General features: G+C 36.2%; 12 protein-coding genes. 8 read left to right on the top strand and 4 right to left on the bottom strand.

Annotation, left to right across the window (positions count from 1 at the left end; genetic code table 11):
* Window positions 1–51 precede the first annotated feature (51 nt).
* A complete protein-coding gene (locus B176_RS0112420; RefSeq protein WP_017259142.1) occupies window positions 52–2,784 on the top strand; it encodes a valine--tRNA ligase in 2,733 nt (910 codons plus the stop codon).
* 276 nt (window positions 2,785–3,060) lie between these two features.
* Here B176_RS0112420 and B176_RS0112415 read toward each other — a convergent pair whose 3' ends face one another.
* Window positions 3,061–4,020: a hypothetical protein gene (locus B176_RS0112415; protein WP_017259141.1), complete on the bottom strand. Its 960-nt coding sequence runs from the start codon at window positions 4,018–4,020 to the stop codon at window positions 3,061–3,063.
* A 305-nt stretch (window positions 4,021–4,325) separates the two neighbouring features.
* On the opposite strand from B176_RS0112415, the gene B176_RS19545 reads away from it, so the two are divergent.
* Complete coding sequence (locus tag B176_RS19545) at window positions 4,326–4,964, top strand: endonuclease V (RefSeq protein WP_051130028.1); 639 nt, start codon at window positions 4,326–4,328, stop codon at window positions 4,962–4,964.
* Window positions 4,965–5,259: 295 nt separating this feature from the next.
* Here B176_RS19545 and B176_RS0112405 read toward each other — a convergent pair whose 3' ends face one another.
* Window positions 5,260–5,490, bottom strand: a complete 231-nt coding sequence (locus B176_RS0112405; RefSeq protein ID WP_017259140.1) for a hypothetical protein — start codon at window positions 5,488–5,490, stop codon at window positions 5,260–5,262.
* A gap of 260 nt (window positions 5,491–5,750) precedes the next feature.
* The gene (locus B176_RS0112400; RefSeq protein ID WP_017259139.1) at window positions 5,751–6,716 is read right to left on the bottom strand and encodes a putative phage abortive infection protein; all 966 of its coding nucleotides are present in this window, start codon (window positions 6,714–6,716) and stop codon (window positions 5,751–5,753) included.
* A gap of 408 nt (window positions 6,717–7,124) precedes the next feature.
* On the opposite strand from B176_RS0112400, the gene B176_RS0112395 reads away from it, so the two are divergent.
* From B176_RS0112395 to B176_RS0112385, 3 genes are all read left to right on the top strand, one after another.
* Window positions 7,125–7,448 (top strand): hypothetical protein, encoded by a 324-nt coding sequence (locus B176_RS0112395; RefSeq protein WP_017259138.1) that lies wholly within the window; start codon window positions 7,125–7,127, stop codon window positions 7,446–7,448.
* 40 nt (window positions 7,449–7,488) lie between these two features.
* Window positions 7,489–8,115: a hypothetical protein gene (locus tag B176_RS0112390; RefSeq protein ID WP_154647980.1), complete on the top strand. Its 627-nt coding sequence runs from the start codon at window positions 7,489–7,491 to the stop codon at window positions 8,113–8,115.
* Between the two features lie 537 nt (window positions 8,116–8,652).
* Complete coding sequence (locus B176_RS0112385; protein ID WP_017259136.1) at window positions 8,653–10,800, top strand: polyribonucleotide nucleotidyltransferase; 2,148 nt, start codon at window positions 8,653–8,655, stop codon at window positions 10,798–10,800.
* A 219-nt stretch (window positions 10,801–11,019) separates the two neighbouring features.
* Here B176_RS0112385 and B176_RS0112380 read toward each other — a convergent pair whose 3' ends face one another.
* Window positions 11,020–11,556 carry a YceI family protein gene (locus B176_RS0112380; RefSeq protein WP_017259135.1) on the bottom strand — a complete coding sequence of 179 codons (537 nt, stop codon included), beginning with the start codon at window positions 11,554–11,556 and terminating at the stop codon, window positions 11,020–11,022.
* Between the two features lie 88 nt (window positions 11,557–11,644).
* Between B176_RS0112380 and rpe the strand changes: the two genes are divergently transcribed.
* From rpe to serC, 3 genes are all read left to right on the top strand, one after another.
* Window positions 11,645–12,316, top strand: a complete 672-nt coding sequence (gene rpe, locus B176_RS0112375; protein ID WP_017259134.1) for a ribulose-phosphate 3-epimerase — start codon at window positions 11,645–11,647, stop codon at window positions 12,314–12,316.
* A gap of 10 nt (window positions 12,317–12,326) precedes the next feature.
* Window positions 12,327–14,750 (top strand): TonB-dependent receptor, encoded by a 2,424-nt coding sequence (locus B176_RS0112370; protein ID WP_017259133.1) that lies wholly within the window; start codon window positions 12,327–12,329, stop codon window positions 14,748–14,750.
* 152 nt (window positions 14,751–14,902) lie between these two features.
* Window positions 14,903–15,970: a 3-phosphoserine/phosphohydroxythreonine transaminase gene (serC, locus tag B176_RS0112365; protein ID WP_017259132.1), complete on the top strand. Its 1,068-nt coding sequence runs from the start codon at window positions 14,903–14,905 to the stop codon at window positions 15,968–15,970.
* The last annotated feature ends 20 nt before the right edge of the window (window positions 15,971–15,990 follow it).

Raw genomic sequence — 15,990 nt, 5'->3', positions numbered from 1 at the left:
TCCTAATAAACCCTATTTTTGCGTTTCGAAAAAAATAGAGTCTTATTATATATGAGTATTGCCAAAACGTACAGCCCGAAAGATTTTGAAGATAAATGGTACCAGTATTGGATGGAGAACGATTTTTTTAAATCAACTCCAGACGATCGTGAACCTTATACTATTGTAATTCCTCCGCCAAATGTCACCGGGGTATTACACATGGGACACATGTTGAACAACACCATTCAAGATGTTTTAGTTCGTCGAGCAAGAATGAGCGGTAAAAACGCTTGTTGGATTCCAGGTACAGATCATGCTTCAATTGCGACAGAAGCGAAGGTAGTGGCGATGCTCAAAGAAAAAGGCATCAACAAAAAAGATATTTCCCGTTCAGAATTTTTGGCTCATGCTTACGAGTGGAAAGATAAATACGGTGGAATAATTTTAGATCAGTTGAAGAAACTAGGTGCTTCTTGCGATTGGAGCCGCACTTCTTTTACCATGGATCCAGCTTTATCCGAAGCAGTGATTGATACGTTCATTCACCTGCATAACAAAGGCTTGATTTACCGTGGTGTACGTATGGTGAATTGGGATCCGCAAGGTTTAACAGCAGTTTCAGATGAAGAAGTTATCCGTAAAGAAGTTAACCAAAAGCTATTTTATATAAAGTATCAAGTAGTAAGTAGCAAGAATCAAGACAAAAAGAATCAAGAGCCACAAGACAAGGAGTCTCAATACTCAATACTCGATACTCAATACTTAACGATTGCTACCACCCGCCCAGAAACCATTATGGCTGATGCAGCGATATGTGTGAACCCGAATGATGAGCGTTACATGCATTTACACGGAAAATCAGTTTTCGTCCCTTTGATCAATAGAGAGATTCCGGTTATCCTCGATGAATATGTGACCATGGATTTTGGTACAGGCTGTTTAAAAGTTACGCCAGCACATGATTTAAACGATTACGAACTCGGACAAAAACACCATTTACCAGTAATCGATATCTTAAATGATAACGGAACGTTGAATGAAAAAGCAGAGATTTTAGTAGGAGAGGATCGATTCATCGCCCGTAAAAGGATTGCTAAATTATTAGATGAGGCTGGGCATTTAGAAAAAGTAGAGGATTATAAATCACAAGTTGGTTTTTCTGAAAGAACCGATGCGGCTATTGAACCAAAGCTTTCTATGCAATGGTTCTGTAAAATGAGCGAAATGGCCGGTCCCGCTTTGGATTATGTGAATAATGGAGATGTTAAACTGATTCCTGATAAATTCATCAACACTTACCGTCATTGGATGGAAAACGTGAAGGATTGGTGTATCTCTCGCCAGTTATGGTGGGGACAACAAATACCGGCTTGGTATGCGCCAAATGGCGAAGTTGTAGTTGCTAAAACTGCGGAGGAAGCAATTGATCAATTCAATTTAAAACCTTTAACCTATAACTTACAACCATCCGACTTAAAACAAGACGAAGACGTAGTAGATACTTGGTTCTCATCATGGCTTTGGCCGATTTCTGTTTTTGATCCAACAGTTTGCGGTAATCCGGAAGCCAAAGGAAATGCAGATATTAACTATTACTACCCGACCAATGATTTAGTTACTGCTCCAGAAATTTTATTCTTTTGGGTGGCTAGGATGATTATGGCAGGGCATGAATTTAGAGGACAGGCGCCATTCAAAAATGTTTATCTAACTGGAATTGTTAGAGATAAATTAGGTCGTAAAATGTCTAAATCTTTAGGTAATTCGCCAGATCCCTTAGATTTAATTGAGAAATACGGTGCGGATGGTGTTAGGGTAGGGATGTTGCTTTGTTCGCCAGCAGGAAATGATATCATGTTTGATGAATCTTCTTGTGAACAGGGAAGAAACTTCGCCAATAAGATTTGGAATGCTTTTAGGTTAATTAAGGGGTGGGAAGGCCTCACCCCAGCCCTCTCCAAAGGAGAGGGAGAATCAAACGGAAATGTAAACGCTGTTGCGATTGCTTGGTTTGAGTCACGTTTTAACGAAGCTTTAGCGGAAATCGAAGCTAACTTTAAATCCTACCGTTTATCAGAAGCTTTAATGGCGACTTATAAATTGGTTTGGGACGATTACTGCGCTTGGTATTTAGAAATGGTAAAACCGGCATATCAGCAACCGATCGATAGAGCCACTTACGAGGCAAGCATTCAATTTTTTGAAAGAATTTTGAAAGTATTGCATCCGTTTATGCCTTTCTTAACTGAAGAGCTATGGCATGATGAAGTTTTTGGAAATCGTGAAGAAAAGGATTGTTGTATTGTAGCACAAATTCCAACGTCTGCCGAAACTAACGATAAGCTTTTAAAAGAAATTGAGGCGATTAAGCAAGTAGTTTCCGAAATACGTAATATCCGGAACAGCAAGCAAATCTCTCCAAAAGAGGCGTTGAATTTAGCAGTAAAAATAAACTCCGATATTGATTACTTAGCTTACACTAACATTATCTGTAAACTGGCCAACATCACTGAAATCAGCAAAACTGATGAGAAAATTGCTTGCGCTGCTACTTTTATGGCTGGTAGAGATGAGTTTTTTGTGCCTTTGGAAGGAAATATCGATGTAGAAGAAGAAAAAGCAACAATCAAAAAGGAAATTGAATACTTGCATGGCTTTTTGAAATCTGTAAATGGAAAGTTGGCTAATGAACGTTTTGTGCAAAACGCAAAACCAGAGATTGTAGCAAACGAGCAGAACAAGAAAGCAGATGCGGAAGCTAAGATTAAAATTTTAGAGGAATCTTTGGTTGCTTTGGGATAGAATTGATTATTATTTGGTTAGGTAGTCAGGTGGTCAGGTGGTTAGATTGTTAGTCTTAGTTCACGAGAAAATTAAGGCTTCCGTCATCATGTCGAGGCAAAAAGACATCCCACAAATTAGATCTTCCGATAGCATGGCAACCCTTCGAGTAAGATGTGTCCTAGATGAACTGACGTTTTTCATTCCGTTCTACATGATGGAGTCTTTTGAATACAAACAAAACGGACTGTCCTTTCGGAACAGCCCGTTTTTAGGTTAATCACAGGGTTAAATTGTTTAGTTCAGTGCAGTTATTTCAGCTTGAACTGTTGCTTCATTAGTTTGTACCAAGGTTAAGCTTTCATTCATATTAGCAGAGATCGTTACTGATTTTTTAGCGAAGTAGTATTTTCCGTCTTTGATGGAGAAAGAAATCAGTTTACCTACCGAGCCAATTGGCATAGAATCGTCATAGCTTTTAACTTTGTTTGGGCCGTCTGCCGTGTAAAGTTGTGCCACTACATTGTCCCCATCAGCACAAAAGAAAACGAAAGTTTCGCCGGTGAATCCTCTAAAAGTTGCCATTTCTCCTGGGTTGTTTAGTACAGTTACTCTAACGGTTGTTTTTGGTGCGCTTGAATTGTAAAAGATATCACAATTAACCCATCCTAACATCCCAAAGTCAAATCCAAAAGTATCTCCAATCGCTTTAACCTCACGTTGTTGGTTTTGTCCGTTAGCACCTACTGGAGCTTGCCACGCCATTTGATTTGCTTCGCCAACTTGTTCTACACCTTCCCAAATTTGAGTATAAGGTTGCCCCTTCGCTGGCATTTTAATGTTCAACGGTTTTTGTAAATACTTGTCTACGCTTTGTCCGTTTACCTTTGCATCAACAAAAATAAACCCTTGCGAAATCAATGGAGCTCCAGAAATATGGTTGGTGTTGGTTCCACTCAATATAATAGCACTACGTGTTAACATTTCGTAAGCTTCTATAGTTATATTTCCAGTGACAGGTTCGCCATTTCTAGTGAAAGAATTTGGTTGTATTGTGATTTCTGTTCCATTAATTAACTTTAATGTTTTAGGTAGTTCTGATGATTTGATCTCGAATTTTTGCTGTTGCGAACCTAATTTTTGAGTAAAATCTTTAGTGGTTTTTACATCGTTTATTGGGTCAACTCTATTTTTCTTACAAGCCGTAAATCCTATTACCGCTATTAATAATGCTGCTGTGAAATTTAACTTTTTCATGATTTCTTAATTTATGGCAATCAAATTTGCCAGGTTAAAATTTTTAAAATAAAAACTGAATTAATAAAAAAAGGCTTAATGCCATTGCTACGTTAACTAGTGTGTTGATAATAGTTCCTTCTCTAGTGCTCATATTTGTTTTTTTAAGGGTTTCTGTAGGTATATAAACCGGAGTTTGATTTTGTTACCCCAGATTTTTTAATTTTTTTTGAAGGGTTTATTTAGATGAGGTATGTGCGATAGAAAATATTTGCTTTACTACATTTTTTTGGAGCGTTGATTGCTTATTTGATCCAAAAGACAAGATGATTTTGCCAAAGGAATATGAAAAGCTAAGCCCGGAAGATGCAATCGTATTACAGATGGAAATGCGCAAAAGTATTAATATCACGCCATTAAATAAAGATTTTAAATTGATAGGCGGAGCTGATATTTCTTTTAACAAATACGAGGAACAGGTTTATGCTGGCATTATTGTTTTGGCATATCCTTCTATGAAAATTGGTTCTCAGGTTACGGTAAAAGCATTCACTAAATTCCCAAACATTTCTGGCTTACTAGCTTTAAGAGAAACCCCTGCATTGCTAAAAGCTTGGGAGCAACTCAAGCAAAAACCAGATGTGTTGATTTTGGACGATCAAGGTATTGCCCATGAAAGGGGAATTACCACACATTTTGGATTGCTCACGAATATTCCTACTATTGGTTGTGCTAAAAGTAAACTTTACGGAAATTATCATCAATTAGAAAATGAGCGTTTTTCCGCTTCACCACTTCTAAAACAAGAAGAAACAAGAGGTTTTGTATTAAGAACAAAAGTCAATTGCAAACCTATATATATTTCTCCCGGCCATAAGATAAGTATAGCTCAAAGCTTGGAAATTATTAAAAACTGTAGCTTGAAACACAGAATTCCGGAACCACTAGATTGGCTCATTTATTAGTTAACGAAGCGAGGGTAAACGACACGGAAAACAAACAAACTAAGCTTTTTTAGATAATCTTTTAAAATGTGAAAGATTGCTACCGAAATTAAATTTAAGATCAATAAATTCAGGTTTAAGGTGTTTGATCAAGGGGCAGTTAAAGTTGGACACCTGGCTTATGTATAGAGTTTGAAAACTCTTTATTATTGTTGAATCCGATTCACGCTTCGCTTAAGACTTCGGACAGTGGGAGTTGAATTTGCTTTATCAGTTTTTCTGAAAAATTCAATGAGAATGGAGGTATCGATGAGTATTAACTTGTTCTCCATTGATTAATTTCGATTCTTGCATTTGCAACTTTGTCTAATTGCTCTTTAGAAAAAGTTGGCGCATTCAAAAGAAAGTTTTCTAAATCGGACTTTGTTGTTTTAGCAACTGCTTTTTGCTGCTCTACTTCGCTGTTAAGCTTGTCCCACTTTTGTTTTGGAAGCTGTTTAGCTATTTGAACTAATTGTTTGAAGTCTATATTTAGGTGGAGTTCCATAATCAAATTTAATGTTTTATTTCAATTTTTTTAATGAATGTATAAAAGGAGCTAGTTTTAAGGGTTTGTTACACTTCGTCATGCTGAGGAAAGGAAGCATCTCACAAATAGGTTTAGGCGGATTACAAATCCGCTTTATTTTTATTTCGGCATACGCTACGTTAACATGTAGGATAACTGGTTTTTTTAAAGAGTTTGGAAACTCTTTTCTATTATTGAATCCGAAGTCACGCTTCGCTTAAGACTTCGGACAGTCGGGGTTAAAAATTGAATTTTGGTTTAGCAGAATTTTTTAATTTTAAATATATCTCTTTGTGATAAGGATATTCAAAGGCTAAAGTAAAATCGAAATTTTGCATTAAATCAAATTCCCGGATTAAGAACATAAAATTAGGGTAGCCAAGTCCTCTCTGAGTTGAGTTATATAATAATAGAAAAAGTTCTTCCGATGAAAGCTGTGCTCTAAGAACAGAAGCATAAAACTGTTTTTCTTTATCTTCAATAAGTTTAGATAAATATATAAATTTAAAAATATGATATATGTTTCTAAAATAATGACTTAGAATTTGTTTATTGTCTTCGTAATAAAATTTATAATAAGCATCATTAAGCCTACTTTGGGCTTCATTGACATTAGTTGGAGGATTATCAAAAGTGATTAACCCACCAGCTCCATCATTATTGTCAATTTCATTTAAAGATTGGATATGTTGGTTTAAACTTCTAAACGCACTTGAAATAACTTCTCTTTTTTCTATATATCTAGTAAGTGAATTATTGGTTATACTAAAACTTAGTTTGTCAACTAATTCGTGATGTAAATTTACTAATTGAAAAAAAGTATTTTCAAACCTTTGATTTTTCAAGGTAATACTTTGTTCTGTAAATACCTTTCTTGTTTCTTCGAGTTCGTTTCTTTGTAATTCAAATTCTTTAATTTGTTGGTTTAAAGCATCTACTTGAAGAGATAATGTTCTTCTATTTATCTTAATGTCTTTTCTTTGTTCAGTTAAGGCAACGTAAAATAAAATCACCCCAGCAAGAGACCAAATTGATCCTGTAATACCGCTTATAAAATCAGAAAAGTTAGCGACTTTTTCGGAATTAATTTCTTCATGCGTTGTGAAAGACTCTTTCCATAAAAAAAGCACTATCCCAATAAAAATAATAATAAATCCAGATGACAGTAATCTAACACTGTTTTTCTCTGTTAATATTTTGCTCATATACAATTCAATCTAAAGATATAGATTTTTTATTTTATCAGACCGCTGGTCCTTAGAGTTAAGAGAAATCTTTTAGGATTAAAATGAAAAGTCTTCGCCTTATCAACTGTCGTAGAGTTAAGCTAAGCGTCTCTACGGATTAAGAAATGGAACTGAGTCTCCATACTCTTTAATTGTTGATATACTATCTAGCGCAAGTCTTACAAGTGAAGGCAAAGAGCGCTAAGGGACTTGTGTTTTATATAATTGGAATCTTATAAAAGTTAGTATAGAACAAACAGATAATTTATGCACAAGTCAGCCCCTGATTTGAACAAACTCGCTAAGACTTGCGCTAGTGGGTTTAATTTATTAGAATATTTTTTAAGAAATAAATAATTGTATTTTTGAAAAAGAATTTATTTTTAAATGCAACAGCCTCGACGTCGAATCTCAAACTCTTTTTTTGGAGCAAAAATAACTGAGCCAGACAAGTTTATAGCGACTGTTATTGCGGTTATAGTTTTTTTAGTCGGTATTACCATCACGGCTTCATATCAAATCACTAAATTTTATTTACAACAAGAATTTAACGAAAAAACTCATCAACAAGATAGAGCATTCGATAACATGCAACGAGATTTGAAGACAGAGTTAAAAGACTGTGAGGATAATAATAAACTTGTAACTAAGGAAGATTTAGAAAATTTCAAACAGAACGTGGAAAGGAGTTTTAGAAGTGAAAAGAAATAATAATGTTCTCAAATTTTGCTGTTTGTTAATAATTATCGCTATGACGATAATAGCTTTGTTACTTATGAACAATTCATTTCTTAAAGCAGACCTAGAAAGCAAAAATATTCTCATTGGAAAATTGCAGCAAGCTAGTGATTCAACTAAAAATGAATATAAGTTAAGAATAGATTCATTAGCCGTTCTTCAAAATGATAATTCTTATACGACTGACGGGAAGAAGGTTACTATCAGTGATATCATTAAGTCAGCGAATTCTTGGTATTTAGAAAAAGAAAGTTTGAAAATTCAGCTTGAAAATTGTTTAAGCCTTCAAAAGTCATTTAAAGATAATTTGGATGAAACTACCAACATGTATGGTGTGGAAGTGAATAAAAGTAATGAGAATCTGAAGGTGGCAAATAATAACGCTAAAATAGCTAACTCTTACCAAAAACTTGTTAAGAAATATAATCCAGATAAATACAGAGAATACGAGTTTTTTTACCAGTCAGCTAAGAAATATTTCGGTTTAGACTATGAAATTAAAGAATTGTCCGATTCGACCAGGAATTTAATTTTCAAACCGAATTCTACACTTGACTCTGCTTTAGGTTATTTTGAAGCACTTAAAACTGGTCGTGGCAAGAAAAATATTATTTTAAAGCAAGAAGTAAAAGGAAAATAGAAACTCTACGTATAGAGTTAAGCGAAGCGTCTCTACGGATTAACAAATAAAACGGAGTCTTTAGACTCTTTAATTGTCGGTTCATCGGTTAATAAAGCTAGTGTAATAAACATACAGATCGCCACAACGCCTTCGCACAAGCCATCGCTTCGGCTTCGCGATGACGGCATGAGAATATTGGACATTGCAGGTAAAACCAAAGTAAATCCCCACCAACCCCGCGTTAAATAAACTGGATTGAAGCGACGGCCCGGATTGTTCGTCAGTCGGCGGACAAACGGCGTACAGCGTAAAGCAAGACTGTCGGGAATTGCTTGCACAACAGCACCTTTTCACAATCGACTCCGCTCAGGATAACATGATGATTTTTTTGGTCTTTCGGTTAATAAAGCAAATACAAAAGAACACGGAGATTGCCACTCCGCCACCCTTCGACTCCGCTTAGGATGACACTCAGCTTCAAAATCAAACATTTTTCATAACCCGTCTGAAAAACAGATATAAAACTGTATTTTTGCACCGATAAAAATAATAAATATGAGTTTAAATGTGTTTAAACAGTCGATTGATTTAGGCGATGGCCGTATCATTGAGATCGAAACTGGAAAATTGGCTAAACAAGCTGATGGTTCGGTGGTTGTGAAACAAGGTGATACCATGCTATTGGCTACTGTTGTTAGTAACAAAGATGCAAAAGAAGGTGTCGACTTCCTTCCTTTATCCGTTGATTACCAGGAGAAATATGCGGCAGCTGGTCGTATCCCTGGAGGTTTCTTAAGAAGAGAAGCCAGATTATCTGATTACGAAGTTTTAATTTCGAGAATCGTTGATAGGGCTTTACGTCCTTTATTTCCAGAAGATTATCATTCTGATACGCAGGTGATGATTTCTTTAATTTCATCAGACAAAGATATTATGCCTGATGCATTGGCAGGTTTGGCAGCTTCGGCGGCTTTAGCTGTTTCGGATATCCCGTTTAACGGACCAATATCTGAAGTTCGTGTGGCAAAAATCGACGGTAAGCTGGTGATTAACCCACTTCGTTCTGAGTTGGAAAGAGCTACTTTAGAATTTATTGTTGCTGGTTCTGCAAAGGACATTAACATGGTTGAAGGTGAAGCTGATGAAATTGCTGAAGCTGATTTAATTGAAGCGATTCAATTTGCTCACGAAGCCATTAAAAAACAAGTTGCTGCACAGGTTGAGTTAGGTCGTTTAGTTGGTAAAACTGAAAAAAGAACTTATTCTCACGAAAACAGCGATTTAGAATTAAAAGCAAAAATTACTGCTGATACTTACGATAAAGTTTACGCAGTTGCTAAATCAAACTCAGGTAAAGACGATCGTTCTGCACAATTTAAGGCTATCCAAAAAGAAGTTTTAGATGCTTTGCCAGAAGGAGCTACAGAATCTGATAAGTTTTTAGCTAAAAAATATTTCCATGATGTACAGTATGATGCCGTAAGAGCATTATTATTGAATGAAGGAATTCGTTTAGACGGAAGAAAAACTACTGAAATTCGACCAATTTGGAGCGAAGTAGGTTATTTGCCTTCTGCTCACGGTTCTGCAATTTTTACTCGTGGCGAAACACAATCATTAACTACGGTTACATTAGGTGCAAAATCTGATGAGCAAATGATTGATGGTGCGTTCATTAATGGTTACAACAAGTTTTTATTGCACTATAATTTCCCTGCTTTCTCAACTGGCGAGGCTCGTCCGAACAGAGGAGTTGGCCGTCGTGAAGTTGGTCATGGTAACTTAGCCATGAGAGCAATTAAAAAAGTATTGCCTGCTGATGCTGAAAATCCATACACCATCCGTATTGTTTCTGATATTTTAGAATCTAACGGTTCTTCATCTATGGCTACCGTTTGTGCGGGTACATTAGCTTTGATGGATGCTGGTATTCAATTGAAAGCTCCGGTTTCTGGTATCGCTATGGGTTTAATCTCTGACGAAGCAACTGGAAAATACGCTATTTTATCTGATATTTTAGGTGATGAAGATCATTTAGGAGATATGGATTTTAAAGTAACTGGTACTAAAAACGGTATTACTGCTTGTCAAATGGACTTGAAAGTGAACGGTTTAAGCTACGAAGTTTTGTCTAACGCATTAGCTCAAGCAAGAGATGGTCGTTTACATATTTTAGGCGAGATTGATAAAACAATGTCTGCACCACGCGAAGACTTTAAACCTCACGCTCCACGTATTGTTTCTTTGGTTATCGATAAAGAATTTATTGGTGCAATCATAGGTCCGGGTGGTAAAATTATTCAAGAAATGCAACGTGAAACTGGCGCTACAATCTCTGTTGAGGAGAAAGATAACAAAGGACACATTCAGATTTTTGCGGATAACAAAGCTGCTATTGACCAAGCAACTACGCGTATCAAAAACATTGTAGCTAAGCCAGAAGTTGGCGAAGTTTACGAAGGTAAAGTGAAATCTATTATGCCATTTGGTGCATTTGTAGAGATTATGCCGGGTAAGGATGGTTTATTGCACATTTCTGAAATTGACTGGAAACGTTACGAAACTATGGATGGTATTTTCCAAGTAGGTGACGAAGTAAAAGTTAAACTGATGGATGTTGATAAGCAAGGTAAATTAAAACTTTCTCGTAAAGCTTTATTGCCTCGTCCACCAAAAGAAGAAGCTCCAAAAGCTGACGCATAATTTAAGTCCGAAGTCTGATGACGGAAGTCCGAAGGCATAACGGATAAATGAAACGCCTTGATTTGTTGAAAATCTAGGCGTTTTTTTGTTTGGTTCCATTTTACCAGATGTTGAACCGGTGGAATGTATATAGGAATACGCGAGCATAATTACCCACAAGAATTGTATAAAGGAATTACCTGAGAAAAATTACGTTTTTAGCTTAGCCGAAGAACGACGTCAAATTTTTGTTAAAACTCCCGTTGCATCAATGGTAACTTCCTGCCCAACTTTGCGGTAGATCACATCGGGTGCTTTAACCTTATAATCGGCAGTCAGTAATTTAAAGTTGGTGTCAAAAATTATCTTTTGCTGTTTAACAGTGAACGTACAAGCTATTGATTTTGCTTTGGTAACACCGTGAATATTGAATTTTCCGTTAAAATGCAGTGTGTAAACACCGTCTTTGCTTAAATCGATTTCTTCAGTATATTTTCCATGAAAGTTTGCATTGGGGTATTTTGCGCTTTCGATGTACTTTTCATTAAAATGGGCCTGCATTAAAGCTTTCTTAAAAGTGAAACTTGTTACAGGGATTTCAATCTCAACTTCTTTCTTTACCGTATTAAGTTTTGCTTTTGCGGCATTGCTCACTGCTTCAATATCTGCAATAGGTGCGGGAGAAAATAAATGCACATACATTTCAGAAGCATTATAAACTTGTGCTTTTAATGTGCATCCGATAAAAAGAAATAATGGAAGAATGAAGTACCGCATAAATTAATGATAAATATATCTAAAATAACGGGCTTATTTGTGTTTAGATATAATTTCTAAAAGAAAGCTTATTTGTTATATTTGGCATATGAAGCCAATTATTTCCCCTTCAATTCTTTCTGCAAATTTTGCCAACCTCGAAGACGATATCTTAATGCTTAACGATAGTGAAGCAGGGTTGATTCACGTAGATGTAATGGACGGAGTTTTTGTACCTAATATTTCTTTCGGTTTCCCTGTAATTGCTGCAGTAAAAAACTTTGCCCTTAAGCCTTTAGATGTCCATTTAATGATTGTTAACCCAGATCGTTATCTGAAAGAGTTTAAAGAAGTAGGTGCGGATATCATTACCGTACATTATGAGGCTTGTACGCATCTACATCGTACAGTTCAAAACATCAAAGAATTGGGTTGTAAAGCTGGTGTGGCGTTAAATCCGCATACACCTGTGCTATTGTTAAAAGATATTTTAGCAGAGTTGGATTTGGTGTTAATTATGACGGTTAATCCCGGTTTTGGGGGGCAGAAATTTATTGAGCATAGTTACCAAAAGATAAGAGAGCTTAAAGCAATGGCTATGGAGCTGAACCCAGACCTAATGATTGAGGTTGACGGTGGCGTTAGTAACCATAATTCTTTGGCACTTTTAAAAGCTGGCGCAAATGTTTTGGTAGCGGGTAACGCAGTTTTTGGCTCGGCTGATCCAGCGCATACCATTGCCGAATTAAGAAATATATCTCCAGACATTTTAACGGCCTGATTTTTTTTAAATGGCTAAGTTTTTCTTCTTTCTATTGCTGTTGCCTGTGTTTTTAGATGCACAAACTGTGCATAAAATATCGGGTAAAGTGAGTAATACAGAAAACGAAGAACTTGCCGGTGTTAACCTATCTGTAAAAGAAACACAGGTTTCTACGAGTTCAAATAACCAAGGAGAGTTTAATTTTAGATTAAAGGCTGGGGTTTATCAGGTGTTGATTACCTATTTAGGTTATCAGACCCAAACTATTGATTTAAAGGTTGATAAAGAATCTAATAAAATACTCAATATAGTTTTAATCAAAGATTTAAGAAGTCTAAAACAGGTTGTAATCAGTGATAAATCTGTGCGTAACACAGGAATGATTAAGGTCGATGCTAAGCTTTCAAGCTCCAATCCAAATATATCTCAAAGTTTCGAATCGATTTTAAAACAGTTGCCCGGCGTTTCTACTAACAACGAGCTAAGTTCCCAGTATTCTGTTAGGGGAGGTAATTTCGATGAAAACTTAATTTACATCAACGATGTTGAAATTTACAAACCCTATTTAGTCCGCAACGGGCAACAGGAAGGTTTAAGCTTAATTAATCCCGATCTGGTTTCAAATGTGAAGTTTTCTGCTGGCGGATTTACACCCCGTTATGGCGATAAGCTTTCATCTGTGTTGGATGTGCAGTACAAAACTACAGATTCCGTAAAATATACTTTTGGTATCGGTACAAACGGGGTTTCTGCCACTGCCTTTGTAAAAGAGGGTAAGTTTAGTGGTGCTATCGGTTACAGAAATAAGCAGAACAAATTTATATTGAATGCACAACCGGTTGTTGGTGCGTACCAGCCACAATTTCATGATTTACAAGGCTTGCTGAATTACCAGATCAGCAAAAAAAACAGTTTGAACTTTTTTGGTGCCTATAACAGCAGTAAGTTTGGTTTGGTGCCCCAGTCCCGAAGTACGGAATTTGGGACTTTAAACGAGATTTTAAGACTAAATGTAGATTACGAAGGGCAGGAGCAAGATCAATATACAAACGTGGTGGCTGCGCTTACTTTAAACAGTACGCTGAGCGAGAAAGTGAATTTTAAGTGGATTAATTCCATGTTCCTGATTACTGAAAAAGAGAATTTCGATATTTTAGGTACTTATATTTTCGACGAGATCGAGAATGATTTCGCTAGCGGAACTTTTGGTCAGGTAAAAGCAAATAGAGGGATAGGAGCTTATCAGAACTACGGGAGAAATGAACTTCAAGCAGATGTTTATGCCTCTGAACTGAAACTGAACTACAGTACCAGAAAGTCTTTTTGGGAAACGGGATTAAGATTTCAGTACGATAAAATTGCTGATCAGCTAAAAGAGTTTGAGCTGATTGATTCTGCTGGTTTCGCAATTCCGAACACGTATAATAATTTTGTGCTTAGCCAGTCTGTGGATGCCTCAAACACTGTAAACACACTTAGGTACACGGGTTATGTGCAAAATACAAGCGATATTAGTTCTCAGCTTTCTTTCACTGGGGGACTTCGATTCAATTATAATAATTATACAAACGAGTTTATTGTTAGCCCACGGGTTGTTTTCGCCTATAAACCAAAGGCTCACGAAAATAGCGTTTATCGTTTTGCAACAGGACTTTACGCACAACCTCCGTTCTATCGGGAAACCCGTAATTTTGATGGTAGCTTAAACCCCAACACCAAATCGCAAAAATCACTTCATTTTGTGCTTTCCTCTGATAGTAAGTTTGAAGGTTTGGGCACCAAGCTTAATTTTTTGGCAGAAACTTATTATAAAAGTTTGTACAACCTAACGCCATACGATATTGAAAACCTAAGGATAAGATATTTTGCAGACCAAGAAGCCAAGGGTTATGCCATGGGTGCCGATTTTAGAATTAGCGGAGAGTTTGTAAAAGATCTGGAATCGTCTTTTAGGATTTCAATTATGCAAACGGCCGAAGATATCAAAGGCGATTCTTACATCAAAAAAAATACGGATGGAAGTACACAAACTATTTACCCCGGTTATATCAAAAGACCAACAGATCAACGGATTAACTTTTCCGCGTTTTTTCAAGATAGGCTGTTCAATAGCCCAACCTATAAAGTGCACTTAAATTTATTGTATGGTTCAAAATTGCCTACTGGTCCGCCCGCTACAGAACGTTACCAGCAAACTTATAATATCCCGGCTTATAAAAGGCTGGATATCGGCTTCTCAAAAGATATATTAGACCCCGAAAGTTTACATAAGCCAGCGCTTTTAGCAAGGTATTTTAAATCAATAATTATTTATGCAGAAGTGTTCAATCTGTTAAATATTAATAATACGGTATCATATTTATGGGTTACAGACGTTAATAATAACCAGTATGCAATACCAAACTATTTAACATCAAGGCAACTGAATGTGAGATTGATTACGAAATTTTAAAAAAAAATAGGACTTCACCAATGTTTATCATAAATTTGCGACTTAATTCTATAAAGAATGACGCCCAGCATCACACAAAAGAAATTATACGCTCCAAGTATAATGGCTTGGGCGATATGTTTTCCCAATAATTTACACCAAACTTTAAATAAATGAAACACAATTTTGGTGCAGGACCCTGCATTTTACCACAAGAAGTATTTAAACAAGCTTCACAAGGCGTTTTAAATTTTAATGATACTGGTTTATCTATTCTAGAAATTTCGCACAGAGCAACTGAATTTGTTGCAGTAATGGACGAAGCTATTAGTTTAGTGAAAGAACTTTTAAACGTTCCAGAAGGATATTCGGTTATATTTTTACAAGGTGGCGCAAGTATGCAGTTTGCAATGACTGCTTTTAACTTATTGCCAGAAGGTAAAAAAGCAGCATTTTTAGAGACTGGTGTTTGGGCTAAAAAAGCTTTTGCAGAGGCTAAGTTAATTGGAGATGCTGAAGTTGTTGCTTCATCAAAAGATAAAAACTACAGCTACATTCCTAAAGATTATACCATTGCGGCTGATAGTGCATATTTTCACTGTACTTCAAACAATACCATTTATGGTACGCAAATGCACAATTTTCCAAAAACTTCTGTTGGAACAGTTGCCGATATGTCTTCAGATATCTTTAGTAAGGCAATAAACGTTGCTGATTTCGATTTGATTTACGCTGGTGCTCAAAAGAACGTTGGTCCGGCTGGCGCTACCGTAGTGATCGTTAAAAACGATATCTTGGGTAAATCAGGTCGTACAATCCCATCTATGTTAGATTACCAAAAGCAAATAGATGCAGAATCTATGTACAATACACCTCCAGTGTTCTCTGTATACGTTTCTATGTTGAATTTAAGATGGTTAAAAGCTAAAGGTGGCGTTGCCACGATAGAAAAAGAAAACATTGCGAAAGCAAAAGCGTTATATACAGAGATTGATAGAAATCCATTATTCAAAGGAACCGCAGCGGTAGAAGATCGTTCAAACATGAGTGTTTGCTTTGTAATGGAGAATGCAGAGTTGGAAAAACCTTTCTTAAAATTTGCAGAAGAAAAAGGCTGCGTTGGAATTAAAGGACACAGAAGTGTTGGAGGCTTTAGAGCTTCGTTATACAATGCTTTACCAATTGAAAGTGTTCAAGTATTAGTTGATGCAATGAAAGAATTTGCAGCAAAAAACGTTTAAAAACCAAATCCAAAAAATAG

Source organism: Pedobacter arcticus A12, from assembly GCF_000302595.1.
GTDB classification, from domain to species: Bacteria; Bacteroidota; Bacteroidia; order Sphingobacteriales; family Sphingobacteriaceae; genus Pseudopedobacter; species Pseudopedobacter arcticus.
The sequence above is the reverse complement of the archived record's forward strand: the minus strand, read 5'-3'. Positions and strand labels throughout refer to the sequence as shown.